21 protein-coding genes are annotated in these 25,773 nt (G+C 72.4%); 7 read left to right on the top strand and 14 right to left on the bottom strand.

Annotated features, from left to right (window positions below):
* Positions 1-182 precede the first annotated feature (182 nt).
* On the bottom strand, positions 183-572 hold the full coding sequence (locus DV20_RS13985; RefSeq protein WP_043780187.1) for a VOC family protein: 390 nt from the start codon (positions 570-572) through the stop codon (positions 183-185).
* Between the two features lie 59 nt (positions 573-631).
* Positions 632-2,017 (bottom strand): S28 family serine protease, encoded by a 1,386-nt coding sequence (locus tag DV20_RS13990; protein WP_043780190.1) that lies wholly within the window; start codon positions 2,015-2,017, stop codon positions 632-634.
* Positions 2,018-2,259: 242 nt separating this feature from the next.
* On the opposite strand from DV20_RS13990, the gene DV20_RS13995 reads away from it, so the two are divergent.
* Positions 2,260-2,763 (top strand): SRPBCC family protein, encoded by a 504-nt coding sequence (locus DV20_RS13995; RefSeq protein ID WP_043780191.1) that lies wholly within the window; start codon positions 2,260-2,262, stop codon positions 2,761-2,763.
* Here DV20_RS13995 and DV20_RS14000 read toward each other — a convergent pair.
* The 3 genes from DV20_RS14000 to DV20_RS14010 form a co-directional block, all read right to left on the bottom strand.
* A complete protein-coding gene (locus DV20_RS14000) occupies positions 2,760-3,500 on the bottom strand; it encodes an enoyl-CoA hydratase/isomerase family protein (RefSeq protein ID WP_043780193.1) in 741 nt (246 codons plus the stop codon). The genes DV20_RS13995 and DV20_RS14000 overlap by 4 nt on opposite strands.
* 66 nt (positions 3,501-3,566) lie before the next feature.
* A complete protein-coding gene (locus DV20_RS14005; RefSeq protein ID WP_084093483.1) occupies positions 3,567-4,493 on the bottom strand; it encodes an ABC transporter permease in 927 nt (308 codons plus the stop codon).
* Positions 4,487-7,360 carry an alpha/beta fold hydrolase gene (locus DV20_RS14010; protein WP_043780199.1) on the bottom strand — a complete coding sequence of 958 codons (2,874 nt, stop codon included), beginning with the start codon at positions 7,358-7,360 and terminating at the stop codon, positions 4,487-4,489. The genes DV20_RS14005 and DV20_RS14010 overlap by 7 nt, the downstream gene beginning before the upstream one ends.
* Positions 7,361-7,665: 305 nt before the next feature.
* Here DV20_RS14010 and DV20_RS14015 point away from each other — a divergent pair, with 305 nt between their 5' ends.
* Genes DV20_RS14015 through DV20_RS14025 form a run of 3 tightly spaced genes read left to right on the top strand, consistent with a single transcriptional unit; the run spans position 7,666 to position 11,261 of the window.
* Positions 7,666-8,628, top strand: coding sequence for a TerC family protein (locus DV20_RS14015; RefSeq protein ID WP_043780202.1), 963 nt, complete (start codon positions 7,666-7,668; stop codon positions 8,626-8,628).
* Positions 8,629-8,667: 39 nt separating this feature from the next.
* Entirely contained in the window at positions 8,668-10,629 is a 1,962-nt protein-coding gene (locus DV20_RS14020; RefSeq protein ID WP_043780203.1) for a S9 family peptidase, read from the top strand.
* Complete coding sequence (locus tag DV20_RS14025) at positions 10,629-11,261, top strand: HAD family hydrolase (RefSeq protein WP_043780204.1); 633 nt, start codon at positions 10,629-10,631, stop codon at positions 11,259-11,261. The genes DV20_RS14020 and DV20_RS14025 overlap by 1 nt, the downstream gene beginning before the upstream one ends.
* Here DV20_RS14025 and DV20_RS14030 read toward each other — a convergent pair.
* The 4 genes from DV20_RS14030 to DV20_RS44015 form a co-directional block, all read right to left on the bottom strand.
* The gene (locus DV20_RS14030) at positions 11,243-11,899 is read right to left on the bottom strand and encodes an RES family NAD+ phosphorylase (protein ID WP_043780207.1); all 657 of its coding nucleotides are present in this window, start codon (positions 11,897-11,899) and stop codon (positions 11,243-11,245) included. The genes DV20_RS14025 and DV20_RS14030 overlap by 19 nt on opposite strands.
* Before the next feature lie 51 nt (positions 11,900-11,950).
* Positions 11,951-12,532: a MerR family transcriptional regulator gene (locus DV20_RS14035; protein ID WP_043780210.1), complete on the bottom strand. Its 582-nt coding sequence runs from the start codon at positions 12,530-12,532 to the stop codon at positions 11,951-11,953.
* Between the two features lie 551 nt (positions 12,533-13,083).
* A complete protein-coding gene (locus DV20_RS14040; RefSeq protein WP_043780214.1) occupies positions 13,084-14,061 on the bottom strand; it encodes a LacI family DNA-binding transcriptional regulator in 978 nt (325 codons plus the stop codon).
* 129 nt (positions 14,062-14,190) lie between these two features.
* The gene (locus DV20_RS44015) at positions 14,191-15,504 is read right to left on the bottom strand and encodes a helix-turn-helix domain-containing protein (RefSeq protein ID WP_326938482.1); all 1,314 of its coding nucleotides are present in this window, start codon (positions 15,502-15,504) and stop codon (positions 14,191-14,193) included.
* A 99-nt stretch (positions 15,505-15,603) separates the two neighbouring features.
* Here DV20_RS44015 and DV20_RS14050 point away from each other — a divergent pair, with 99 nt between their 5' ends.
* Both DV20_RS14050 and DV20_RS14055 read left to right on the top strand, forming a co-directional pair.
* Positions 15,604-16,077 (top strand): MmpS family transport accessory protein, encoded by a 474-nt coding sequence (locus DV20_RS14050; protein ID WP_043780217.1) that lies wholly within the window; start codon positions 15,604-15,606, stop codon positions 16,075-16,077.
* Between the two features lie 16 nt (positions 16,078-16,093).
* Positions 16,094-16,837 (top strand): ABC transporter permease, encoded by a 744-nt coding sequence (locus DV20_RS14055; RefSeq protein WP_043780219.1) that lies wholly within the window; start codon positions 16,094-16,096, stop codon positions 16,835-16,837.
* On the opposite strand, the gene DV20_RS14060 is transcribed toward DV20_RS14055, so the two are convergent.
* From DV20_RS14060 to DV20_RS14070, 3 genes are read right to left on the bottom strand one after another with little or no spacing between them, the layout of a single operon-like run.
* Positions 16,821-17,507, bottom strand: coding sequence for a histidine phosphatase family protein (locus DV20_RS14060; protein ID WP_043780220.1), 687 nt, complete (start codon positions 17,505-17,507; stop codon positions 16,821-16,823). The two genes, DV20_RS14055 and DV20_RS14060, sit on opposite strands and share 17 nt — an antisense overlap.
* A 10-nt stretch (positions 17,508-17,517) precedes the next feature.
* Positions 17,518-19,401 (bottom strand): Na+/H+ antiporter, encoded by a 1,884-nt coding sequence (locus tag DV20_RS14065; protein WP_043780221.1) that lies wholly within the window; start codon positions 19,399-19,401, stop codon positions 17,518-17,520.
* 33 nt (positions 19,402-19,434) lie between these two features.
* On the bottom strand, positions 19,435-19,842 hold the full coding sequence (locus DV20_RS14070; protein WP_043780222.1) for a nuclear transport factor 2 family protein: 408 nt from the start codon (positions 19,840-19,842) through the stop codon (positions 19,435-19,437).
* A gap of 56 nt (positions 19,843-19,898) precedes the next feature.
* On the opposite strand from DV20_RS14070, the gene DV20_RS14075 reads away from it, so the two are divergent.
* Positions 19,899-21,284, top strand: coding sequence for a carboxylesterase/lipase family protein (locus tag DV20_RS14075; RefSeq protein ID WP_043780223.1), 1,386 nt, complete (start codon positions 19,899-19,901; stop codon positions 21,282-21,284).
* A gap of 45 nt (positions 21,285-21,329) precedes the next feature.
* Here DV20_RS14075 and DV20_RS14080 read toward each other — a convergent pair whose 3' ends face one another.
* Positions 21,330-24,401 (bottom strand): glycosyl hydrolase 2 galactose-binding domain-containing protein, encoded by a 3,072-nt coding sequence (locus DV20_RS14080; RefSeq protein WP_051735992.1) that lies wholly within the window; start codon positions 24,399-24,401, stop codon positions 21,330-21,332.
* Positions 24,402-24,518: 117 nt separating this feature from the next.
* Positions 24,519-25,751, bottom strand: a complete 1,233-nt coding sequence (locus DV20_RS14085; protein ID WP_043780225.1) for a hypothetical protein — start codon at positions 25,749-25,751, stop codon at positions 24,519-24,521.
* Positions 25,752-25,773 lie beyond the last annotated feature (22 nt).

Here is a 25,773-nt window from a genome sequence, read left to right on the forward strand (position 1 = left end):
GATGCGGTGCCGCCGGCCGTAGTCACAATCGGGGCATCGGGATGAAGGGCCTCCCCGAAGCCGGTGCGTATGCCATCAGCCGCCCAGGCTCGCCGACGCGGTGCCACCAGCCGTAGTCACAATCGGCGCTTCGGGATGAAGGGCCCCCAAAGCCGATGCGCATGCCATCAGCGCAGCCAGGTTCACTCCGGCGCAGGCGCGTTCTCATCCGCCTCCAGCATCCCGAACACATTCCCCTCAGTGTCCTTGCAATACGCCAGCCACCCCACTCCCGGCACCGGGTTCTTCGGCAGAGCCAGCGTCCCGCCCGCCCGGTTGACCGCGCCCAGCGCCTCGTCCAGGTTCGCCACGTCGATCGTGTTGACGAAGCCGTGGACCGGAGCCGAGGCCTCCGGTGCGGGGCCCTGCCGAGGCAACAGACCGCCGTCTATTCCGTCGCCTTCTCCGGTCGTGATCATCCAATACGGGACGTCGCCCCAGCGCTCCAACTTCCAGCCGAACACCGCCGTGTAGAAGGCCACCGCGCGTTCGGGGTCGCCCGCGTGGATCTCGAAGTGGACGGGACGAGGCATGCGTGCCTCCTCAGGCCGGGCCGTCAGGTGTCGTGAGAGTACGCCCGGCCTGAGAAAAGTTACAGCCGTGCCCTGGGCGTCAGGTCCGCGTCGAAGTCCGGGAAGCCGACCGGAGCCGAGCGAAGGGCCAACGACGAAACCGGTGGCAGGCCGGCCCAGCGCCGGATCGTCGCCGTCGCCGTGGCCGCGTCGGACGGGGCGAGCTGGGCGATCTTCGCTCCGTGGTTGCCGCCCTCGACGTAGTAGCGGTACGCATCGCGGCTTCCGGGGCCGAGTTCGAACGGCTCCGCGCCCCACGGGTCGTTCGACCCGTACACGAACAGCAGCCGCGTGCCGCGGGACTTCACCCAGAAGTCGATGTCGGGCATCGCCAGGTAGTCGAAGCGCGGCAGGCGGATCGACGACGGCACGAACGTCTTCGGCTGGTCGGCGCCCGGGTAGCGCAGCAGGTCGCGGAGGTAGCCGTCGTACGCCTCGGGCGAGCCCAGCTGCACCGCCGCCTGGTAGTAGTACGGGATGTACGGGGCCAGGTCCTGGTCGGAGTACGTGTTGAGGCTCTCCACCTTCTCGTACCAGGCGTAGACGTCCGCCGCGGGCGCGCCGGGCGGCGGCACCGTCGCGCAGTCCGCCTGCTTCTGGTACTGCCAGAACGCGAAGTACGAGTCGATCACCGAAATCTCGAGGGACTTGTCGGCCGATCCGACGATCGAGAACGTCAGCCCGCGCCGCGCCGCGTCCGCCGCGGCGATCGCGCCCAGCTCGTCACGCCGCTTCAGCGCGTCGCGCTGGATCGCCTTCAAGGCGGCGCGGCACGCCGGGTCGTCGCCCACCCGGGAAAGGAACCGGTTGTAGACGTCGACCGGGTCGATGACGTCGTTGGGCGCGACGTACGGGATCGTCGCGTCGACGTCATCGGGGAAGAAGCGCCGGAAGTACGTCGCGGTCATGCCGCCCTTGCTGCCGCCCGTGGCCAGCCACTTGCCCGGGTAGATCGCCTTGAACGCCCGCACCGCGCGGTGCTCGTCCGCGGCCGCCTGCCAGATCGTCAGCTGCTTCGCCCAGTTCTCCGGCTCCGGCCGGGACGGCGTGAAGTAGCGGTACTCCATCGACAGCTGGTTGCCGTCGACGATCTGGGTCGGCTCCGAGCGGTTCGGCGAGCCGCTGACGTTGTAGCCGCTCGTGAAGGCGACCGTCGGGGCGGCGAAGTCGCGGTGCAGCAGGGTGAACCGCTGCTGGAAGGTGCCCGCGTCCGGGTGCCGGTGGTCGGCAGGCTGGGTGTAGGTCAGCTTGAAGAACCGGAACCCGGCCGGCGCCGCGTCCTCGGAAACGATCGTCAGTCCCGGGATCCGCTGCAGCTGCGCCTTGATGTCGGGCGCCGCGGCGGCCGCCGGGGCCAGGCCGGCCATGGCCAGCAGGACCGCACCGGCGGTGAAAAGTCTGCGCATCGAGCACCCTCCCGGTTCACCGAACCGCACGAACTGGCACCGAACCCTCGGTGGGACCCTCACAGAACGAGCGGTGGCCGGCAATCGGCTGTCCGGGCGCAGAATCGGTCAGAATCCGACTTTCGGCGGGTGGCGCCGCGTCCTCCGGCGTGCGCACCCGCGGGCATCATGCGAGTTGTCCGGGTGATCGGCGCCACGTTACGGTCCGAATCCAGACACCGTCATCGAGCGAGGGGTCCGCCATGAAGGTTTCCGACTGCCCGACCACCGACGTCGAGGTCCACATCGACGCGCCACCGGCCGAGGTCTGGTCCTGGCTGCTGGACGTCGACCTGCCGGCCCGGTTCTCCACCGAGTTCCAGGGCGGCGGCTGGGTCGAGGGCGCCGAGCCCGGTCTGGGCGCGCGGTTCCGCGGCCGCAACTCCCACCCGGTCGCCGGGGAGTGGGAGACGGTCTCGACCGTCACCGGCTACGAGCCCGAGCGGCTGTTCGCCTGGGCCGTGATGGACGTGACGAACCCGGCCGCGTCGTGGCGCTTCGAGCTCGTTCCGGACGGCGACGGCACCATCCTGCGCCAGTGGGCCCAGATCGGTCCCGGCCCGTCCAACCTGACGACGATCATCGGCTCGATGCCCGAGCACGAGGAAGAAATCGTCGCGATGCGGCTCGGCGAGCTGCAGGCCAACATGCAGAAGACGGTCGACGGCATCAAGGCGCTCGCGGAGAGCGGCGTGCCCACCGCCTAGCGGAGCACCCGGTCCACATAGGACTTGACGGCGGCGAGCGCCTCGGCGGACCGCCACATCCGCTCCACCCGCGGGTCGTCCGCGTGGCGGTATTCGGCGATCCGCTCGTGGAACGGCTGCCGGATCTGGGCCTTGGTGTGGGCGAACGGCTCGGCGGGCAACTCGCCGAGCCGGGCCGCCACGGCGACCGCGCGGTCGAGCACCTCGTCCGGCGGTGCCTGCTCGTCGGCCAGCCCGCGGGCCAGGGCTTCCTCGCCGCCCCAGGTTTCACCCGCGTAGGCGAGCAACGGCAGCCGGGGCGTCCCGTAGGCGCAGCGCAGGATCTCCAGCGCGGCCAACGGGAACGGCAACCCGACCAGCAGCTCGGTCACCCCGATCCGGCCGGCTCCCAGCACGCGGTGGTCGCAGGCCGCGGCGAGCACCGCACCGCCGGCGACGGCGTGCCCGTTCAGGGCGGCGACCACCGGGCGCGGGCTGCCGAACACCGCCAGCAGCGCGTCGGACAGCAGCGGCAGGAACTCCGCCACGTACGGCGCCCCGCCCTCGTCGAGCCGCTTGAGGTCGACGCCCGCGCAGAAGACGCCGCCCGTCCCGGTGAGCACGACGGCGCGGGCCTCCTCGGCCTGCTCGAGCCGGAGCACCAGGTCCCGGCACGACTCGGTGTCGAGGGTGTTGCCCCCGCCGTGGTCGATCCGGAGCACGGCGACGTCGCGGTGGCTGTCCAGGGTGATCGGCACGGCCCGACCGTACCGCGGCGCGGCGGGCCGGTCAGGTCCCGCCGCTCGACCGGACGACGCCGAGCCTCAGCTGGTGATGTCCTTCTTGGCGAACCGGCGCCCGGCGTAGAGGAAGAACACCGTGCCGTAGATCGCCGCCGACAGCATGCCGCTCGCCAGGTTGGTCCAGTCGACGTCGGTCGAGATCAGGTCCATCCAGGAGAACGCGTAGTGCGTCGGCAGGTAGTTGCGCAGCCCCTCCAGCGCGGTGATCTGGTCGAGGATCTGGGACAGGATCGCCACCAGCACCGCGCCGCCGACCGCGCCGAGCGGGGCGTCGGTCGACACGCTCAGCGCCAGCGCCAGCCCGGCCACCCAGGCCAGCTGCAGGATGATGTACACAGTGGACAGCCCGATGGCGAGCAGGCTGTCGCCGAAGGACACCGCGTCGCCGGTCGGGCTGATCGCGGCACCCGCGCCGTACCAGAGCACCCCGACGCCGAGCGAGACCAGCGGCAGCAGCACCAGCGCGAACGCCGACAGCAGCCCGGACACGATCGCCTTCTGCCGCAGCACCCGCTGCCGCGGCACCGGCACGGCCAGCAGGTACTTCAGGCTCGACCACGACGCCTCGCTGGCGATGGTGTCGCCGAAGAACAGCGCGACGACCATCGGCAGCAGGAACGTTCCCGACACGAACAGCGCCAGCACGACGAAGTTCGGCGCGGACGCCGTGGCCAGGTCGACGAACCCGCCGCTGCGCCGGTTCGGGCTCGACTGCCCGAGCTGGAACGCGATCACCAGGATGAACGGCAGCAGCGCGACGAACCCGAGCAGGAACTGCGTGCGCCGCCGCCTGAGCTGGCGGCGCAGCTCGACGCCGAGCCGCAGCGTCCGCCGGGCGCTGTAGCCCTCGACCGCGCCGTCCGGCCCGACGCCGGCGTGCTCCTGCGACGCGAGGTCGCTCAGCTCGTCGAGCGCGTGCGGATCGGTGTGCACACCCTCACTCACGATTCTTCTCCGACCAGTTGCAGGAACGCGTCTTCCAGCCGGCGCCGCGGCCCGGCCTGCTCCACCGCGACCCCGGCGCGGACCAGGGCGGCCACGCCTTCGGCCCGCGGCAGTTCGCCGAGGTTGGCGTGCACGAGCTCGCCCTCGACGTCGACGTCGGTGACGCCGCTGAGCGCCTTGAGCGCCGCCGCGGCCGCGGCCGGGTCGTCGACCCGGAACGTCGCCTCGCCGCCGGCCGCGGCCAGCTCGCCGACCTCGCCCGAGGCCACCAGCGAGCCGCGGTGCATGACCACGACGTGCGTGCAGGTCTGCTCGACCTCGGCCAGCAGGTGGCTGGAGACCACCACGGTGCGGCCGGTCGCGGCGTACCGCTTCAGCACCTCGCGCATCTGGTGGATCTGGGGCGGGTCGAGCCCGTTGGTCGGTTCGTCGAGCACCATGAGCTCCGGCAGGCCGAGCATCGCCTGGGCGATCGCGAGCCGCTGCCGCATGCCCTGGCTGTAGGTCCGCACGCGGCGTTCGACGGCCGAGCCGAGCCCGGCGATCTCCAGCGCCTCCGCGAAGTGGGCCTTCTCGGCCGGGCGTCCGGTCGAAGCCCAGTACAGCTCGAGGTTCGCCCGGCCGGACAGGTGCGGCAGGAAGCCCGAGCCCTCGACGAACGAGCCGATGCGCGAGAGCACCGGCGCGCCCGGGGCGATCTTGTGCCCGAACACGCGGATGTGTCCCGCGGTCGGCGTGATGAGCCCCATCAGCATCCGCAGGGTGGTCGTCTTGCCCGCGCCGTTCGGCCCGAGCAGGCCGAGCACCTGGCCCGGCTCGACGCGGAAGGACAGATCCTGCACCGCGACGAACCCGCCCGCGTACTGCTTGCGCAGCCCCTCGATGACCAGCGGCGTCGTGGCGAGCGCGGGATCGACGTCGGTGGCGCGGCGGCGGCGCAGGGCCGCGAACAGCACCGCGGCGAGCCCGATCGCCAGCGTGACGCCGATGCCCACGAGCTGCCCGACCGGGGCGGGCGAGCCGACCGACTTGCCCGGCACGACCGGCACGGCCAGCGCGGTGCCGCCGGCGCCGGCCAGCTCGATCCGGAACACCGCGGGCGCGACCGGCGCGGCGTACCCCTGGTCGGTGGTGCCGACCACCAGCCGCAGCGAGTGCCCGCCCTCGATCGGCCGGACGATGCCCGGCAGCGTCACGGTGACCTCGACCGGGGTGCCGTCGGCGGGCAGCCCGCTCACCCGGAACGGCGCGATGGCGTTGGCCGGCAGCACGCGCGAGCCGTCCTGTCCCACGTCGTAGAGCTTCGCGAAGAGCACCGCGTCCGGCTGGGGGTGCGCCGGATCCGCGGCGACCCGCAGCCGCACGGTGGACGAGCCGCTGACGACGACCTGGCTGTCGACCGGCGCCGTGGTGAACTGCGCGGCCTGGCCGGGCGGGTCGTTGCTGAACAGCGCACCGAGCCGGGACGTGCTGCTCGCGACGCCGTTGAGCCCGGGGATCCCGCTCACCGCCGCGGGATTCGCCCCGGCCGGGCGCACCACCGGCTGTGCCGGCCCGGTCAGCGCCAGCAGCCGCCGTTCGGTGGCCGGGCCGGTCAGCCCGGGGTAGGCGGCGGCGTTGACCGTGCGGACCGACGGCGTTCCGTTGGCGCGCAACGTCCCCTGGACGTCGTAGCTGAAGCCGGTGCCCGGGTCGCCGCCGTCCAGCGCCGTCTTCAGGAAGTCGGCGATCTTGGCGCGCAGCTGCGGGCCGGGCTTGCCGCCGTCGTGGCCGCCGGTGTACCAGATCGTCTTGACTTCGCCGCCCGCCGCGGTGATCTGCCGGGCGGTCGCGTCGGACTGGTCGAGGCCGAACAGCGTGTCGCTCTCGCCCTGCACCAGCAGCGTCGGCACGGTGATCTTGCCCGTCACGGACGCGGGGGAGACGCGGCGCAGCAGGTCGACGCTCGCCTGGCTCGCCTGCCCGGTCGTGCCGAGCTCCGTGTAGGCGCGGCAGACCGCGGCCGTGAACCGGCCGCAGGGATCGGCCGGCCCGCCGCGCGGCCCGCTTCCGCCGGGCGCCCCGGCGGGCACGGCCGCCGCCGCGGCGGCGGTTCCGGCGGCGCCGGTGGATCCGGTGTCGGTCTCTTGCCCGGCCTCGGGCGCCTCGGCGGACGGCGAGCCGCTCGCCGCGGCGCCCGAACCGGCCGAGAAGAAGATGCCGGCCCAGCTCTTCTTGAAGACGCCGCCGGTGGCGAAGGCGCCGGCCGCCGGGGTGCCCGGGGTGGCCGACGCGGGGGTCGCCGCGTTCGGGATCAGGCCCTGGGCGAGGTCGTTGTAGGTGATCACCGGCGCGATCGCGTCGACGCGCTTGTCCGTGCCGGCCAGCAGCAGCGACAGCGCGCCGCCGTAGGAAGCCCCGGTGACGGCGACCTTCGGGTCGCCGCCGGCGTCGAGGGTGACCTGGTGCTGCGCGACGAGCCGGTCGATCAGGCGGCTCGCGTCGGCGACCTCGCCGTCCGGGTCGTTGAGCCCGATCTTGCCGGTGCTCCTGCCGAAGCCGCGCGCGGACCACGTCATCACGACGAAGCCCTTCCGCGCGAGCTCGCGGGCGTCGTCGGCGACGCTGTTCTTGTCCCCGCCGAAGCCGTGCGCGAGCAGCACCGCGGGGGCGGGCACGGTGGCGGGGAGGTAGGTGGTCGTGTCGATCTTGACCTGCTCGGCCGAGCCGGGGGCGGCGGGCAGGTCGAGCAGCGCGTCCTGGGTGGGCACGGCGGGCGGGGCCGTGTCGCGCGTCGCCCAGAGGACGGTCGCGGCGGCCAGCACCGCCACGACGGCGCCGAGCGCGGTGAGCCGGGCTCGTCGGGTGCGCGGGAGCGGGAGTCGGGGCACGACGTGACCGTAGGTGAACTTTCCTGAGAGTGTGCTCCGCGGCTCACAGTGATCACACGTTCGCGGACCACCTGGTGGACCGAAGTGACCGGAATTACACGACCAACCCGGTGACGTGCGCGATTCCGGCTGGCGCTCGGGCGGGGGGAACCGGCAAACTGGACCGGCTGTGAGGGGAGTATTCCTTCGCGGCGGTGTCGTCAGCACGGTGGCCCTGCGCCCCCGGCACCGTCGGCCGGTGGTTCCACCGGCGGAAGAGACCTCCGGTTAGTTGCTGCTGCGCGCTATCCGGAGGTTTTGGTTTCATGACTGTCCCCCTGTGGCTGTGGATCGCCACGATCGGTGGCCTGCTCGCGCTGATCGCGCTGGACCTGGTCATCGTCGATCGCAAGCCGCACGAAGTGACCACGGGGGAAGCGGCTCGCTGGGTCATCTTCTACGTCTCGTGCGCGATCGTCTTCGGCATCGGCGTGTGGATCTTCGCCGGGCACGACCCGGGCGTCGAGTTCTTCACCGGGTACATCACCGAGTACTCGCTGAGCGTCGACAACCTGTTCATCTTCATGATCATCATGGGCTCGTTCAAGGTGCCCGCCATCCACCAGCACCGCGTGCTGCTGGTCGGGATACTGCTCGCGCTCGCCATGCGGAGCGTCTTCATCGCCATCGGCGCCGCGCTGATCGCCCAGTTCGTCTGGGTGTTCTTCCTCTTCGGCGCGATCCTGATCTGGACCGCGATCAGCATGCTGCGCGGCAAGGGCGAAGACGAGGAGTACCACGAGAACGCCGTCACCCGGCAGGTCCGCCGGTTCGCCCCGGTGACCGACGACTACCACGGCCACCACTACACGGTGAAGATCAACGGCAAGCGGATGATCACCCCGATGCTGCTGGTCATCGTGGCCATCGGCTCGGCGGACCTGCTGTTCGCCGTCGACTCGATCCCGGCGATCTTCGGCATCACGCAGGAGGCGTTCCTCGTCTTCACCGCCAACGCCTTCGCGCTGATGGGCCTGCGGCAGCTGTACTTCCTGCTCGGTGGCCTGGTGACCAAGCTCGTCTACCTCAGTTACGGCCTCGCGGTCATCCTCGCCTTCATCGGCGCGAAGCTGTTCCTGCACGCCCTGCACGAGTACCACGTCGTGCCGGACTGGCTGGACATCAACAACTGGGTCTCCCTCGGCGTGATCGTCGTCGTGCTGACGATCACCACGGTGACCAGCCTGGCGAAGGCCCGGCGCGACGAGCGCAAGCAGGTCACCGCGTAACTCGTTCGCATCGCTAAGGATTTCGGGTACGGTCGGGGCGTGCGTCCTGCCGACATCGAAGTCCTCATCGTCCCCGACCGTCCCGCCCTGCGCGGAAACCTGCTGCTCACGGCGGTGAAGAGACCGGATCTGGCGGCGAACGCCACCCACGGCGAGGTGCGGCGCGTGTCGTTCGACGGCAGCGAGGCCGCGTGGACCCACGGTCCCCGCGACTCGGCCCCGGCGATCTCGCCGGACGGGCGCTGGGTGGCGTTCCTCCGCGCGGGGGAGGGCACGGGCGCCGACGGCAGCCCGCAGCTGCACGTTATGCCGTCGGACGGCGGGGAAGCCCGCCGGCTGACGTCACTGCACCTCGGGGCCGGGGAGCCGGTGTGGGCGCCGGATTCGCGGCGGATCGCGTTCACCGCCCGCGTGCCCGAAGCCGGCCGCTACGGCACGCCGGACGCCGACGGCGAGACGCCGGAGCCGGCCGCCGAGGCCCCGCGGTGGATCACGCGGATGGACTACCGGATCGACGACGTCGGCTTCCTGCGCGACCGCGTGCAGCGGCTGTTCGTCGTCGACGCCGTCGCGGCGCTCGAGCCCGGTGCGTCCGGGCCCGGGGAGCTCGAGCCGCTGACCGGGGACGGGTTCGACGCGGCCCACCCGGCCTGGACGCCGGACGGCACGCGCCTGGTCTTCACCGCGCCGCCGGACTGGGGCGCCGCCGAAAGCGACTTCCGCGACATCTGCGCGATCTCCGCCGACGGCGGCGAGCCCGAGGTCCTCGTGCGCGGCGAGGGGTACTCGGAGCGGCCGGTGTTCGGCCCCGACGGCACCCTGTTCTACTTCGGACAGTCCTTCGAGGAGCACCACGAGGCCGCACCCACCGGGCTCTACGCGGCGACGCCCGAGTTCGGCGCCGGCCCGGTGAAGGCGCGGCGGCTCACCGACGCCGAGACCGTGGACTGCGAGGCCGCGGCGGGTCCGCCCGCCCCGCGCGGGGACGACGTGCTCGTGGCCGTCCGCCACCGCGGCGCGGTGGAACTGCGCGCGGTCGCCGTCGACGCCGACGAGGCCCTGCTGGCCGGCCTCCCGGTCGTCCACGCGGACAAAGCCGCGGTCCGGTCGTTCACGCTGGACGGCTCGACGCTGGTCGCGGTGATCGCGACGCCGGAGACCTCGGGCGAGGTCGTGCTGCTCGGCGACGGTGGGCCGCGGGTGCTCACCGACTACTCGAAGCCGTTGCGGGACAAGGGCATCCGGCCGATGATCGAGCTGGAAACCACCGCCTCGGACGGCTACCCGGTGCACGGCTGGCTGGTGCTGCCCGAGGGCGAGGGCCCGCACCCGGTGCTGCGCGTGGTGCACGGCGGCCCGTTCACCCAGCAGGAGTGGGCGGTGTTCGACGAGGCGCAGGTGTACGCGTCGGCGGGCTACGCGGTGGTGGTCGGCAACCCGCGCGGGTCGGCGGGGTACGGGCAGACGCACGGCCACGCGATCACGCACGGCTTCGGCACGGTCGACGTCGACGACGTCCTGGCGCTGCTCGACAAGGCGCTCGAGCGCCCGGACCTGGACGCCTCCCGCGTCGGCATCATGGGCGGCTCGTACGGCGGGTTCATGACCGGCTGGCTCGCCGCCCACCACGGCGAGCGCTTCAAGGCGGCGTGGAGCGAACGCGCGGTCAACGCGTGGGACTCGATGCTCGGCAGCTCCGACATCGGCTACTTCTTCGTCGACGCGTACATCGGCTCCGACCCGGAAGAGCAGCGTGCCCGGTCGCCGCTGTCGTACGCGGCGCAGATCAAGATCCCGTTCGCCGTGGTGCATTCGGAGCAGGACTGGCGCTGCCCGCTGGAGCAGGCGCAGCGGATGTTCGTGGCCCTGCGCCGCGCGGGCGCGCCGGCGGAGATGCTCGTGTTCCCCGGCGAAGGCCACGAGCTGAGCCGCTCGGGCCGCCCGCGGCACCGCCTGCAGCGGTTCGAAGCGGTCCTCGAGTGGTGGGCGCGGCACCTGTAGTGCACGGGCTGGTCTGCTTCGACGTCGACGGCACCCTCGTGCCCGGCACGAGTTCGTGCGCGTGGGTGGCCGCCGCGCTGGGGCACGAGGCCGAGCTCGTCGCCGCCGAAGCGGCCTACGCGGCGGGCCGGATGACGAACCAGGAGGCGTCGGTCATCGACGCCCGTGGCTGGGCCGGGCACACCGAGGCGGAAGTGCTGGCCCGGCTCGAGACGATGCCGCTGGTCGACGGAATCGGCGAGACGGTGCGCTGGTGCCACGACCACAACCTGCGCCCGGTCCTGACCACGCTCGCGTGGACGCCGGTGGGCCGCATGCTGGCCCGGCGGTTCGGGTTCGCGGCGTACTGCGGGCCGGTGCCCGAAGCCGTCGACGGCCGCTACACCGGCGAAGTGGCCGCGCACCTGGACGAGTACGGCAAGCGCGACTTCGCGCTGGCCCAGGGTTTCGCGCCCGAGCGGTGTGCCGCGGTCGGGGACAGCCGGTCGGACCTGCCGCTCTTCGCCGCCGTCGGCATGAGCATCGGGTTCAACGCGGCCCCGGACGCCCGCGCCGTCGCGACCCACCTCGTCGACGGCGACGACCTGCGGGCGATCATCCCGCTGCTCGCCGCTCAGTTCAGCAGCGTGTAGTTCAGCTCTTCGCAGACGCGGCCCAGCGGAACGTCCAGGCCCGGGTGGTCCAGCGGCAGCAGCACGTCCGGCGCGATCGGCAGCGCGGCGCCCGCCGGCGGGTCCCACAGGCAGATCGCGGGGTCGCCGGAGTCCATCGACGAGCGGTACCAGAGGCCGTCGAGGTCGCTGAACGCGCCGCGGATGGCGCGGGCCCACGCCTGCGTCAGCTTCTTCGGCCCGCTGGAGATCTCCTGGGACGCGCCGACCCGCGTCGGCCACAGGCCGGTCAGGTCGAGCAGGCGCAGGGTCCGCGTCGGGCGGACGACGACCAGCCGGGGACCGCGGGTGCGGCGGTCGACCGTCGAGCTGGTCTGGAAGACCTCGGCGACCGACGTGCGCACGGTGAGGCCGAAGTAGAGGACGCCGTTGGCGGGATCGGTGACCGGCGCGCCGCCGCGGCCGGGCGACTGCTGGTCGAAGCGGCCGTGCGGGAGCGGGCCGGTGTAGCGGAACGAGTTCCACTGCTGGGGGTGGTTGCCGTGCGCGGTGAAGATCCGGACGAGCCTGGTCGTGGGCTGGACCGTCACCACGTCGTCGGCGCGGTTCAGCTGCCGGACCAGGACGGATCGGGCGGGCGGCAGCGGGAGCCGGGCCATGGGTGAGGGGTGGTCCGTCCTTGTCGGTGATCTTGCTCGGGAGGGTCCAGCCTAGAGCGGCGTGCCGAGCGTGGCGATGAGGCGGGCGACGTGGTCCGGGTCACCACCGGAGAGGAGCCATTGGCGCGGGGTCGCGGGTTGGTCGTTGATGACCAGATCGGCTTGCGGAGTGCTCATGAAGGCGGCGACGACGAGCGCGGGCTGGTCGTCGGGCAGCGCCTTCAGCACGACCTCCAGGCCGGGCAGCACGCCCGAGCCGGCGAACTGCCACGCGGGGAGCCGCCAGCCGCCGTCCTTCCAGCCGGTCAGCCGGCCTTCCTTGAGGCGGTGCCGGATCCGGCTGTCGTCGACGCCGAGGACCTTGGCCGCTTCGTTGACGCTGAGCGCGCCTTCGGCGAGGACGGCGTGGGCGGCGACGGTGCGCGCCCGGAAGTCCGGTTCGTCTTCACGGCGCGGCGAGAGGTCCAGGCCCACATCGGTGAGCGCGGCCCGCTGATCGGCGGAGAAGTAGTGCGACGGATCCGGGTTCGGTGGCGACAGTCTGCGCGCGGCGTCTTCGACGAGTATGAGGAACTCGTTCGCGTCGACCTTCAGGCCCGCCTTGGCGAGGATGTTCTCCAGCGCTACAGACATGTGGCTCAGGTTAACCCGAAACAGCGCGGATGTGCGGGTTCGTGCGCTTTCTTGCCCTGTCTGTGGGTGAATTCACCAGAGATCGACACTCAGGGCACATCATCCCACACGTTGAGTAGTCAACTTCCGGTCAGTTTCCCTGGATCGGCGGCCGTTGTCCACCCCCGGCCCGGCTTGACAGTGATTGTCTCGTGGATTTACGTTCCACGAGAGAAAACGATTTCCGCTCCGTGCTCACAGGATCCGGCGTTGCGGCGCCGGTGATGGGGGACACAGGGGGTGGGGCGTGCCTGGGGGGCCCGGCACGAGCCGGCCCCCAGGCACGTCGCTCCGCCACCCGGCCCTTTCGGTGCGCCAGGCGACCCTCCGTGGGGCGGGGGCTGACCGCTCTCGGTGCGCCAGCGACCGTCCGGGGCGCCGGCCGACCTTCCAGATCCGCGGGCCGACCCTTGGGTGCACGGCCGACCTTCAGGGGTGCGGGCCGTCCCTCGCGAGTCCCGGCGAGCTTCCAGAGATGCGGGCCGACCCTCCAAGCCGGGCGGCCTCCGGCGTCAGCGGCGGGAGCTCTTCCGCACGATCAGCCGGGCCTCGAGCGTCGTCGTGGTCGCGTCGCGGGTGCTGTCCGAGATGCGGGCCAGCAGCAGCTGGGCCGCCACCCGGCCGACTTCGTACGCCGGCTGGGCGACCACCGTCAGGGGTGGGTCGATCAACGTCGTCCACGGTGCGTCGTCGAACGAGACGATGCCCACGTCGCTGCCCGGGCGGAGGCCGCGGGCCGACAACGCCTCCAGTACCCCGATCGCCATGGTGCTGTTCGCGACCAGCAACGCATCCGGCGGCGAGGGGTCGTCCAGCAGCTCCAACGCCGCCAGCCGGGCGCCCTCGGCGCGGTATTCGGCCCGGCGGAACAGGATGTTCTCCTCGCCGACGACGTCGGCGTACCCGGCCAGCCGGTCTTCGGCCGTGCGGACCTCCGAAGGCCCGGTCAGGCAGCCGACGCGCCGGTAGCCGCCGTCGAGCAGGTGCCGCGTCGCCTCGGCCGCCGCGTGGCGGGTGTCGACCAGGACCTGGTCACCCTCCGCCGCCCGCAGCGGCCGGTCGACCGCGACCAGGGGCGTGCCCTGGCGCCGGAGGCCCTCGACGTTCGTCGACCGGCCGGTCGGCGACAGCACCACGCCGGCGACGCGCTCCTGCAGCGCGACCTCGATGTAGCGCCGCTCCTTGTCTTCGTTCTCGTCCGAGTTGCAGAGCACCACCGAATACCCGGACCGCTGCGCGAGATCCTCGACGCCCCGCGCGATGGCCGTGAAGAAGGGGTTCTCGACGTCGGAGATGATCAACGCGAGCACCGCGGTCTCCTGGCGGCGGAGGTTCCGGGCCAGCCCGTTGGGGTGGTACCCGAGCTCGGCGGCCGCCTCCTGGACGCGTGCGGCCAGTGCGGGGTCCACAGTGGACTTCCCGTTGAGGGCGCGCGACACGGTCGCCGTGGAGACGCCGGCTCGTGCCGCGACGTCGCTGATGGTGGCCACACGCCCTCCCTGATCACTCGTCGAGGGGAGAATAGCGCTCTTGGTAGTCGTTTACCGTCCGCTTACCTTTTTGGGGGAACGGTCACTTCCGGTTGACCGCACGGGTTACGCCGAACGGAGTCGATCACGCTACGCAATGTCCACAGTGGAGAATCCGCCGAAGTAGCGGCGCGGCGTGAGGCCGGTCAGCGCCCGGCAGTCCCGGCTGAGGTGCGCTTGATCGGCATACCCCGCGGCGGCGGCCAGCGCGGCCAGCCCCGCGACGCGCGGAGCCAGCGCGACGGCCCGCTGGAACCGGCTGATACGGAGGTAGGTGGCCGGCCCGTAACCGACGGCTTGGACGAACCGCCGCCGCAGCCGCCGCTCGCTCACCGCGCCGGACAAGGCGGGGTCTTCGGTGCGGGCCGCCACGAGATCCGCCGGACTCCCGCCGACGCCGGCATCGCATCGCATGCCGGCCAAGGCCGATCCCGCCGCCGCTTCGCTCGCCGGGCGCCTTCCTGCGGCTGCTTCGTCGGCCCAGCTCGCGCCCGTCTCCCGCCGCCTGACGGATTCTGCCGCTGCTTCGCTCATCGGGCGCACTCCCGCGGCTGCTTCGTCGGCCCAGCTCGCGCCCGCCTCCCACCGTCCGGCGGGTCCTGCCGCGGCTTCGCTCATCGGGTGCGCTCCCGCGGCCGCTTCGTCGGCCCAGCTCGCGCCCGTCTCCCGCCGCCTGGCGGATTCTGCCGCTGCTTCGCTCGCCGGGCGCATTCCCGCGGCTGCTTCGTCGGCCCAGCTCGCGCCCGTCTCCCGCCGCCTGGCGGATTCTGCCGCGGCTTCGCTCACCGGGTGCGCTCCTGCGTTCGGTCGCGCGGTGAATCCCGCGGCCGCTTCGTCGGCCCAACCCGCGCCCGCGTCCAACTGCCTGGCGAATCCCGCAGGGCGCACTCCCGCGTTCGGCCGCGCAATCAACCCCGCCGCCGCTTCGCCGACCCGCGTCGCTCCTGCCTCCAACCGTGCGATCAACTCCGCGACCGCCGCGTCCGGCGGCGGGGCATCCGCCAGCCGGCCGAGCACCGCCTCCACCAGTGGCAGCTCGCCCTCCAGCAACCGCTCCGCCACCGTCCGTCCCCACAGCTCGCCCAGTGGCACCCGCCGGTCACGCAGCTCGTCCGCCGCCACGCCGAGGGCGGCCGCCGCGTGGCCCGGGCGGAAGCGGACTCCGCTCAGCACCTCGCCCGGCCTTGTGACCGATGACCACGCCGTGGTGTCCGGTCCGGCCACGAAGACCTCGCCGGCTCCGAGCACCAGATCCACGCAGCCGTCCGGGACGATCCGCTTCGGGCCCTCCGAAGCCGATCGCCACACGCACCTCGCCACCTCCCGCAGTACGCCGGGTGGCGGAGCCTCCTCATACACGCCCGAATCATCCCCCGCGGGTTCGCCCCCCGTCCGGGTGAACATCGAAATTCCGGCGCCGACCGGCTAACACGCAGTTAGGTCACGGCGAGATATAGGTCGACGCACTCGACGGAAGTGCGCGCGACGAGAGAAGACCTCTCCATGGGCGTTCACACCGCGATCCGGCCCCCGCGCGACTGCGCCGGGCGGGCCCGGTCGGCCGGCAGCTTCGTCGTCGTCCTCGGTGTGCTCGCCGCCGCCTTCGCGGTGACCGCCTACGTCGTGCCCCGGTCCGGGCGCGGTCCCGGCAAGGAAGAGCCCGCCGCCCCGCCGGTCGCGCCGGTCGCGGTCCGCACCGTCAGCCACGACGTCGTCTACGAACTGCTCGGCGCGCACGGCGCCCGCAACGTCACCTACGCCGCCGAGGGCTCCGCGTTGACCCAGCAGGCCGAGGTCGCGACGCCGTGGTCCGCGCGGTTCACCCGGGTCGGCCCCGCCGGGCGCACCGAGTTCTACAGCATCGCCGCCCGCAACCCCGGTCCCGGCACGCTGCGGTGCCGGATCGTCGTGGACGGCGCCGTCGTCGCCGAGAAGACCGAGAGCGAGCCGGGGCGCCTCTTCAGCTGCGCCGTCTGAACGGCAGGATCGGCGTGTGAACGCCGCGATCACCTTCGGGCCCGCCCTGGTGGCGGTCCTCGTCCTCCTCACCGTCGTCGGTGCCGCCGTGGTCCGGGCCGGTGGCCTGGGCCAGGGTCGCGCGGTGCTGATCGCCGCCGCCCGCGCGGTCGCGCAGCTCGCCGTCGTCTCGCTGGTGATCACCGCCGTCCTGCGCTCGGTGCCGCTCACCGGCCTCTTCGTGCTGCTGATGTTCGCGATCGCCGCGGTGACGTCGGCGCGGCGGGTCGGCACCCGCCGGAACCTCCCGTGGACGGCACTGGCCATCGCCGCCGGCGTCGTGCCCGTGCTGGCGCTCGTCCTCGGCGCCGGGGTCGTTCCGCCGGCGCCGATCGCGGTCGTTCCGATCGCCGGCATCGTCATCGGCGGCGCCATGACCGCGACGTCGCAGGCCGCCCGCCGCGCCCTCGACGAGCTGAAGGCGCGCCACGGCGAGTACGAAGCCGCGCTCGCCCTCGGCTTCCTGCCGCGCCCGGCCGCGCTGGAGATCTGCCGCCCGTCGGCCGGGCACGCGCTGATCCCGGCGCTCGACCAGACCCGCACGGTCGGCCTGGTGACGCTGCCCGGCGCCTACGTCGGCGTCCTGCTCGGCGGCGCCGGCCCGGTCCAAGCCGGGCTGACGCAGGTGCTCGTGCTGATCGGGCTGCTGGCCGCGGAAGCCGTGTCGATCCTGGTGACCGTGCAGCTCGTCGCGGCCGGGAAGCTCAGCCGAGCGGCGTAGCCAGGTGGGCCGTGTCGTTGAAGCGCCGCACGATCCAGGTGTCGCCGTGCAGCACCAGGTGCGAGATCGACCCGTTGTCGGCGCCGAGGAACGCGAACCGCTCGACCGAGCGGCTGGCCTGCGCGAACACCTCGCCGATCACGCCGCCGTGGGTGAACACGGCGACGCGCCGGTCGGGGTGCGCGGCCGCGATGCGGGTCAGCGCGCCGCGGATCCGGGCCCCGAACCGCTCGTCGGACTCCGCGCCCGGGATCACGTCCCAGCGCTGCTCGGTCCACAGCCGGTCGACGATCGGGTGGCCGTCGGTCGTGTACTTCCGGAAGAGGCCGTTCTCCCAGTCGCCGAGGTGGATCTCGCGCAGGTCCGGCTCGACGACCGGGGTCAGCCCGAGCTTCTCCGCCAGCGGCGCGGCGGTCTGCGCCGTGCGGCGCAGCGTCGTCACGTAGATCGCGTCGACGCGCTCCCCGGCGAGCCGGGCGCCGACGCGCTGGGCGTGGTCACGGCCCTCCGGCGCGAGGTCCGGGTCGGCCTGGCCGTCGACCAGCTCGAACGGGTTGTCGCCGCGGGCCGGAGCGGATTCGCCGTGCCGGACCAGGAAGATCTCCGTCGCGCCCGGGGGCGGGCTGAAGCGGTGCTGGCGGTATTCGATCTCCTGCTCGGGCGTGCTCATGGCCCCGACATTAGCCGAGTTGCTTGTCCACGAAACACCACCGCCACGTCTCGCCCGGCTCGTAGCTGCGCATCACCGGGTGCCGGGTCTCGTGGAAGTGCCGGGTCGCGTGGCGGCGCGGCGAGGAGTCGCAGCAGGCGACGTTGCCGCACTTGAGGCACATCCGCAGGTGCACCCACGTCGTGCCCTCGGTGAGGCAGGCGGCGCAGCTGTCGGCCGAGCTGGGGTCCTTGTCCACCCACTCGTGCGCCAGGTGCTTGCACGAACCCGCCGTCGCGGCCGGGGTGCGCAGTTCGCGGCCCTCGACGTCGGGTTCGGCCTCGTCGCGGTCGAGCATGGACTCCTCGATGTCGAGGCGCTCCAGGACCCGGCGCAGGACGTCGTCGTCGGCGCTGCCGCTGGCGCGGGCCTTGAGGAACTGGTCGCGTTCCACTTCCAGCAGCTCCAGCCGCAGCCGGCGGTAGGCGTCGCTCGGTGTCTCGGCCAGTGCGCTCTGCCGGCCGAGCTGCTCCCACGCCGAGTCGGCGCGGTGCTGCAGCCGGTCGCGCAGCCGCTGGATGATCTCGGGCGGGTCGTCGGGCTGCCGGATCTCCTCCAGCTTGGCCAGCGCCGCCCGGGTCATGTCGTGGAGGACGGCCGCCTCCTGCAGCGCGTCCTCCGCGGGGTCCGGCCGGGGCAGGCGCAGCGCCCGGATCAGCGGCGGCAGCGTCATGCCCTGCACGGCGAGCGTCCCGGCCACGACGACGAACGCGGCGAGCACCAGCACGGCCCGCTGCGGGGTGTCCGCGGGCAGCACGAACGCGGCCGCGAGCGTCACCACCCCGCGCATGCCCGCCCAGGAGATCACCGCGGAGTAGCGCCACGGCCAGATCTTCGCCTGCGCCTTCTTCGGCAGCAGCCGCCGCTTCACCCGCTTCACGGTGCCGATGCCGGCCAGCCACACCACCCGGGTCAGGATGGTCGCGGCGAGCACGGCGACGCAGATCCAGGTGAGCGTGGCCAGCGAGAGCCCGCTCTCGCCGACTTCGGCGAGGATCCGCCGCAGCTGCAGGCCGATCAGCAGGAAGACCATGTTCTCCAGCAGGAACGCGATGGTCTGCCAGTTCAGCCGGGACGCCAGCCGGGTCGAGCCGGACAGGATCTGCGGCGCCTTGTGCCCGAGGATGAGCCCGGCGATGACCACCGCGAGCACGCCGGAGCCGTGGATCGCCTCGGCCGGCAGGTAGGCGATGAACGGCACGGCGAACGACAGCGCGGTGTCGAGCACCGGCTCGTTCAGGCGGGCCCGGATGAACGCGGCGACGAACCCGACGACGAGCCCGACCACGGCCCCGCCGATGGCCGCGCGGAAGAAGTCGGCGCCGACCTGCCACAGACTGACCGAACCGGCCAGCGCGGCGATGGCCGTGCGGAGCGCGACCAGCGCGGCGGCGTCGTTGAAGAGGCTCTCGCCCTCCAGGAGCCGGATCAGCTTGCGGGGCATCCCGACCCGCCGGGCGACGACGCTGGCGGCGACCGCGTCCGGCGGCGCCACCACCGCGCCGAGCGCGATGCCGCCGGCCAGCGGCAGGCCCGGGATCACCGCCCACGCGACCACGCCGACGCCGAGCGCGGTGAACACGACCAGCCCGACCGACATCAGCCCGATCGCCCCGCGGTTCTTCCGGAAGTCGACCAGCGACGTCTGGATGGCCGCCGAGTACAGCAGCGGCGGGAGCAGCCCGAGCAGCACGACCTCGGGGTCGAGGTGGACCTCGGGCACGCCGGGGACGTAGGAGGCGGCGACGCCGACGACGATCAGGCACAGCGGGGCGGACCAGTCCAGCCGCCGCGCCACCGCGCTGACGACGAGGACGGTCACGACCAGCGCCACTATCTCTGCCGCTATGTGCACGGGCCCATCATCACCCGGGCGTCGCGGCGGGCGTCACCGGGCCAGCTCGGGGAGCACTTCGGCGACCAGCTGGGTGTCCATGTACTCGGTGATTTCGCGGATCCGGCCGTCCTCGAGCCGGAAGACGAAGCAGTACTTGTTGTCGTAGCGGGCTCCGGTCCTGGTGGCGACGCTGCCCTGCGTCTCGACCACGACGACGTCGTCCTCGGCGACGAACCGGCTCGCGGTGCTCGTGTAGGTGCCCTCGAACTGCTCGCCGAGCGGGGCCAGCAGGTCGCGGCGGACCGAGTCCCGGCCGCGGAAGCTGCCGGACCAGCTGTTGTGCCCGCTGACGGTCCAGGTGACGTCGTCGGACATGGCGCCGATGAGCGGGCGGATGTCGCCGGTCGCCCACGCGTCGAACGCCGTCTTCAGGAGCTGCTTGTTCTCGGCTGCGCTCATGGCCCGTAGTCAACACCCTGGAGCGTGCTCCAGGGCAAGTTCGTAGGCTGGGCCGCGTGACGACGGTGGAGATCGCGCCCGGCGCGCTGCGCGGGTCCGGGCAAGACGGGGTCCGGACGTTCCTCGGCGTGCCGTACGCCGAGCCGCCCGTGGGGGCGCTGCGGTTCCGCGCGCCGCGGCCGGTGGCGCCGTGGGCGGGCGTCCGGGACGCCACCGGGTGGGCGCCGCGCGCGCCGCAGCCCGAACTGACCGGGCGCGGCTTCACCGGCGGCGAGGACTGCCTCTACCTGAACGTCTACGCGCCGGCCCCGCCCGGCTCGTACCCGGTGCTGGTGTGGATCCACGGCGGGGGCGGCGTGATGGGCGCGCCGCACCAGTTCGACGCGTCCGCCTACGCGCGGCGGGGTGTCGTCGTCGTGACCGTCGCCTACCGGCTCGGCGTGCTCGGGATGCTGCACCTGCCGGGCGTCGCGGATTCCAACCTCTCGCTGCGTGACCAGGTCGCGGCGCTCGAATGGGTGCGGGACAACATCGGGGCGTTCGGAGGCGACCCCGGCCGCGTCACGCTGGCCGGGCAGTCGAACGGCGGGCGCACGGTCGGGACGCTGCTGGCCGTACCCGCCACCCGCGGGCTGGTTCACCGGGCGATCGTGCAGAGCGGCACCGGCGTCGGCTCGGTCGTCCACACCCCGGCCGAAGGCGCGGCCGTGGCTTCGGCGGTCCTCGCGGAGCTGGACGCTTCGCCGGACGACCTCGCGACGTTGCCGGTGACGCGGATCCTCGAGGCACAGCAACGGGTTTCGGCGGTGTCGGGCACCAAGGTGACCTACCGCGTGGTCGTCGGCGACGATTTGCTCCCGCACCGGCCGCTGGACGGCGTGCGCGACGTCCCGCTGCTCATCGGCACGACGGCCGACGAGGAGGACCTGTTCAGCTGGCTGCAGTCGGGCGGCGCGAAGCTGCTGGGCGTCGGTTCGACGATGCTGACCGCCGCCGAGATCGAAAAAGCCGTCACGGTGTACGACGACCTCCTCGACTGGCCGGCGGACCAGATCCGCAACCGCGCGCTGACGGCGGGGGACTGGTGGATCCCGGCGATCCGCTTCGCCGAGCGGCAGCCGGACGCGTGGATGTACCGCCTGGACTGGCGGATCGCCCCGCGCGGGAAGGGACTCGGCGCGGCACACGGGCTCGACCTGCCGCTGGTGTTCGACGACATCCGCAACCGCAACTGGCGGTTCCTCTTCGCCGGGCGCCCGTTCCCGGCGGAGCGGATGCAGGCGGTGGCCACGGAGATGTTCGACGCCTGGGTCCGGTTCGTCACGACCGGCGACCCGGGCTGGCCCCGCTACACGACGGCGGACCGGGTGACCCACCTCTTCGACGACGTCTCCGCGACGGTGTCCGACCCGGACCGCGAGCAGCGCCTGCTCTGGGAATGACCGGAGGCGGCACTTTCACGTGAAAGTGCCGCCTCCGGTCCGGAGCTAGACGGTGATCTTGTCGAGGTTCGGGCCGCCGTTGGCGGTCGTCGCCGTCGCCTTGATCTTGTTGGTCCCCGCGAGGAGGGACACCGGGATGGTGACCGTCTGCCACGTGTCCCAGTTGCCCGTGCCGCCGAACGCCACGGCCGACGCACCAACGCGGCCGTTGACCGTGATGTCCATCGGGCGGTTCGCCGTGGTGCCGTTGGCGAACCGCAGGGCCACGTTCGCCGGCCCCGCCGCGGCCGCGGTCACCGAGAACTCCACCGCGCTGCCGGTCGCGTTGCCGTAGTTGACGAACCCGCTGCCCGTGTAGCCCAGGTGGTTCGACTCCGCGACGCCGTTCGTGATCGCCGCGTCCTCGGCCTGGTGATCGGCCGGGGTGCCCGGATCGGCGGAGCCGTCCGCCGGGATCGTCTTCGTGCCGGTGTTCCAGCCCGCCACCCGCACCGATGGCGCGGCTCCGCGCAGGTCCGCGGTCCGGTACGTCGCCGTCAGCGTCGTGGACTCACCCGGCCAGAGGCTGACCTGGTTGTCGGTCCACCGCACCGGCAGCACCGGCGCGCCCGCCGCGCCGACCACGTGCGCGTCGACGAAGAACGCCGGCACCTTGCCGGTCGAGGTGTTCTTCAGCGTCACCTTGGTCGTCGTGGTGCCGTCGGCGTTGGCCGTCGAGGAAGCGTTCGCGCCGACGGTGACCGAAGCCAGCGAGTTGAGCCCCGACAGGTCCGCGTACGACGTCGTCGGCGTGTAGTACCAGTCGCTGTTGGCCCAGTCCAGGGTGTCGGCCTTGGTGGACAGCCAGTACACGTTCCGGCTGACCTCCTTGCCCGAGGAGTCGCTGAGCACCAGCTTCGCCAGGTACGTCGTCGACAGCCCGCTCACCGAGCCGATGGTCAGCGCCGTCGTCTTCGCGCCGTCACCGCCCACCGAAACGCTCTTCGTCTGGTCGAACTTGGCCGTGCCGTCCAGGTTGAACAGCTGCACGCGGGCCGTCAAACCGGACGCCGGGTCGTGGTTGTGGTTGACCACCACGACCGACTTGGTGTCGTAGGAGTACTGGATGTGCAGCGGCTCGTTCGCCTTCTTGGCCCCGAAGTACGAGCCGTTCTGGTCGAGGTAGGCGTCGAACAGCTGCCAGTGCAGCGACGTCCAGCCGCTGTTGAGCATCCAGTAGATGATCCCGGTGGCCGGGTTCGTGCCGTCGCTGAAGTTGCGCGAGTGCGACTCGAACTCGGCGCGGACGTTCTCGTACTGCGCCAGCTGCGCCTTCCGGACGAAGTCGGCCAGGCTCGCCGGCTTGCCGTAGCGGCCGGCCAGCGCGTCGCCGAACAGCTTCAGGTCGGCGAACGTCGAGGACGACGACCGGTGGTACTGCGGCGCCGACGGGTTCTTCCACAGCGTGTCGAGCTCGCTCGAGGACATCATCCGCTTGAGCGTGTCCATCGTCGGGATGTCCGGCCCGGCGCTGGTTTCGGAGTTGAAGCTCCACGCGCCGCCGCTGTCGGAGTGCGCCTTGTCGTACCAGTACACCGGCGGGATCCAGTCGTACGGCCCGTTCATCTTCATCCCGGACGAGCCCAGCTGCGGCGACGACTTCGCCGACGCGGCCGGGACCACCGGCGTGGCCCAGTCCGCGGCGCTCAGCGCGTCGAGGTAGTTCTTCTCGATCGTCGCGTCGGGGGCGAAGTCGCTGCCGATGAGGAACGAGATGACGCTCGGGTGGTCGCGCAGCCGCTCGGCCTCCGCGGTCATCGACGCCTTCGCGACCGGGTAGTCGGCCGCGGTCCAGGGGTCACCCTTCTCCTCGCCGTTGACCTGGCCCTCCCACTTGTCGCAGCACTCCCAGCCGGGCAGGGTCAGCACGCCCATCCGGTCGGCGAGGTCGAAGAACTCGTCCGGCTCGATGTGTCCCTCCAGGCGCACGGTGTTCAGCCCGAGGTCCTTGACGTAGGCCAGCTTGTCCGCGGCGGCTTGGGCGTTCCAGCGCAGGAACAGGTCCGGCGAGTAGCCGCCGCCCTTGATCAGCAGCGGCCGCCCGTTGACGGTGTACGCCCGGCCGCCACTGGCGTTCTTGTTCGCCGTCACCTGGCGGATGCCGAAGGTCGAGTGCGCGGAGTCCGACGCCGTGCCGCCGACGCTCGCGGTCAGGTCGAGGTCGTGGAGCGGCTGCGCGCCCATCCCCGCCGGCCACCAGACCTGCGGGTTGTCGATCCCGATCACCGGGAACGTCACGGTCTTCTTCTCCTTGGCCGCCAACGGGACCGTCTGGCTGACGGCACGCCCGGCGACCGTGCCCGACACCGTCGCCGACACCGCGGCGGCGCTGTCGTTGCGGACGTCGGCCTTCACCGTCAGGTCGGCGTGGGTCAGCCCGGTCAGCTTCGTGACGACGTGCGCGCCGCGCAGGGCCACCGGGCCGCTGCGGCGCACGAGGACGTCCCGCACGATGCCCATGTTCTGGTCCGGCGGGGTCTGCGCCCAGTCGATCCAGCCCATCGACAGGTCCTTGTTCGGGTCGTTCGGGTAGACCTTGAACGCGACGCTGTTCGTGCCCGCCTTCACCAGCGCGGTGATGTCCAGGTCGTGGCGGGTGTAGGCGCCGTTGACCTGCGTCTTGTCGGCGACGCGCGTCCCGTTGACCCAGACGTCGGCCTTCGACAGCACGCCGCTGAAGTCGAGGTACGTGCGCTGGGTCGGGTCGGCGACGGTGAGGTCGGTGCGGTACCACCACGGGACCTGGAAGTCCGCGACCGGCACGTTCTTCATGTTCGTCGAGTAGAACGGATCGGCGTACTTGCCGTTGGCCAGCAGGCCGGCGTAGACGGTCGACCGCGGGCCGACCGGGTACCAGCCGGCGGTGTCGTAGCCGGGCTTGGAGACCGCGGAGTCGTCGCTGACCTGCGCCGACGTCTGGATCAGGAAGCCGGGGACCGCGGTGGCCGGGGCCGCGGCCGCGACGACGGCTCGCACCGGTTCCTGACCGGTGGCCGACGCGGCGGTGGCCCCGCTGACCGCGACGGCCAGCGAGGCCGCCACGAGGAGAGTCCGGGTTCTTCTCTGCCGATAGCTCACTAGCGCGCCTCCTAGGCACCCACGGCGGCGGGGGACAGCGGACCATCGTTAGGGAACTTTCCTAACAATTGCGCACGATCGTAGCGGTCCGCTCACGCGGGGAACAGGGCCGTTTCGTCAGACCCGGGCGGCCTGCCACGCCGCGGCGGCGCGCAGGGCCAGCAGGAGCGGCAGGGAACCGTCCTCCCAGAGCCGTTCCGGAAGTGCCTCGCTGAGCGGGACACCCCCGGTCAGCGCGGCGCCGATCGCGGCGAGGTCGACGTCGAAGAGCGTCAGGCCGGCGCTGTAGAGCCGTTCCCCGCTGACCGGGCGCCCCCGGCTGACCTCGGCGCTGTCGACCGTCAGCTCGGTCAGCCCGAAGAACTCCGGCTTGGCGCCGCGCTCCATCCAGCGCGCGAAGCCGACCACCTTCGTCTCGCGGACGTATTCGGGGGTGAGGCCGGTCTCCTCGCACAGTTCGCGTTCCATCCCGGCGCGGACGGCGGTGTGGAGGAACCGGCGCGGCTTGCCGTCGGACGTGCGCAGGTCGCGCGGCTCGAGCGAGCCGCTGCCCGAGGGCGCGAGGAGCAGCCCGCTGACGGAGTTGAGCGACGACTGCCGGACGGTGACCAGCTTCCCGTCGGTGGTGAAAGCCACCGTGGAGACGCCGACCAGATCGGCCAGCGCGCTGCTGCTCAGCTCGCGAAGGGCGCCGGAGGTGTCGGTGAGCTCGGCTTTGCGCAGGTCGTACTCTTCGCCGGTGTCGGTCCGGGTGATCCGGAGCGCGGCGAGCTCGTTCGAGCAGACGGCGTCGAAGAACCGCGCCCGGTGCAGCCGGACCGGCGCCGGCCGGGCACCGGCGGCGGGCAGCGGATCGCCGCGCATGCCGACGATCGGGCCGTTGAACAGCAGCCGGCCGCGCGCCCGCAGCGGCAGCACGTGCGGCGCGGTGGCCTTGAGCGAGGGCGGCAGCCGGTAGGGCTCCTCGGCGATGTCGATCGTGTGCCGCTCGTCCCAGAGGTCACGGTCGATCGCGGCGCTGACCAACGCGGTCCCGCGGGCGGGCACGGCGAGGTACGCCGACGCCGGGTAGGCGGGCGGCGGGGGCAGCTCCGCGGTCGGGAAGGGGGCGGCGATGGAGGTGAACTCGAACCCGGCCCACCGGCGGCGCAGCAGCCGCAGGTCACGGGTGAAGGTGGCGACGCCGAGTGCGAGCGCGACGACGGAGAGCACGACCCCGACGGCGCTGGGGAGGATGGTGACGATCCCGAGCAGAACCCCGAGCCCCGAGGCGGCGAGCGGCCACTCCCGGGCACCGATGAAGCCGAAGTAGTCCGCTTTGGCCCGGGCGCGGCGCGTCAGTTTTCCCATCGCCGCACTGTTTAGCACGACG

Source organism: Amycolatopsis rifamycinica (assembly GCF_000695625.1).
GTDB lineage: Bacteria > Actinomycetota > Actinomycetes > Mycobacteriales > Pseudonocardiaceae > Amycolatopsis > Amycolatopsis rifamycinica.

What these genes read in the sequence shown, in the direction of transcription:
- DV20_RS13985 (WP_043780187.1), bottom strand. Translation starts at nt 572, where the DNA reads ATGCCTCGTCCCGTCCACTTCGAGATCCACGCGGGCGACCCCGAACGC.
- DV20_RS13990 (WP_043780190.1), bottom strand. Translation starts at nt 2,017, where the DNA reads ATGCGCAGACTTTTCACCGCCGGTGCGGTCCTGCTGGCCATGGCCGGC.
- DV20_RS13995 (WP_043780191.1), top strand. Translation starts at nt 2,260, where the DNA reads ATGAAGGTTTCCGACTGCCCGACCACCGACGTCGAGGTCCACATCGAC.
- DV20_RS14015 (WP_043780202.1), top strand. Translation starts at nt 7,666, where the DNA reads ATGACTGTCCCCCTGTGGCTGTGGATCGCCACGATCGGTGGCCTGCTC.
- DV20_RS14030 (WP_043780207.1), bottom strand. Translation starts at nt 11,899, where the DNA reads ATGGCCCGGCTCCCGCTGCCGCCCGCCCGATCCGTCCTGGTCCGGCAG.
- DV20_RS14035 (WP_043780210.1), bottom strand. Translation starts at nt 12,532, where the DNA reads ATGTCTGTAGCGCTGGAGAACATCCTCGCCAAGGCGGGCCTGAAGGTC.
- DV20_RS44015 (WP_326938482.1), bottom strand. Translation starts at nt 15,504, where the DNA reads ATGTTCACCCGGACGGGGGGCGAACCCGCGGGGGATGATTCGGGCGTG.
- DV20_RS14050 (WP_043780217.1), top strand. Translation starts at nt 15,604, where the DNA reads ATGGGCGTTCACACCGCGATCCGGCCCCCGCGCGACTGCGCCGGGCGG.
- DV20_RS14060 (WP_043780220.1), bottom strand. Translation starts at nt 17,507, where the DNA reads ATGAGCACGCCCGAGCAGGAGATCGAATACCGCCAGCACCGCTTCAGC.
- DV20_RS14070 (WP_043780222.1), bottom strand. Translation starts at nt 19,842, where the DNA reads ATGAGCGCAGCCGAGAACAAGCAGCTCCTGAAGACGGCGTTCGACGCG.
- DV20_RS14085 (WP_043780225.1), bottom strand. Translation starts at nt 25,751, where the DNA reads ATGGGAAAACTGACGCGCCGCGCCCGGGCCAAAGCGGACTACTTCGGC.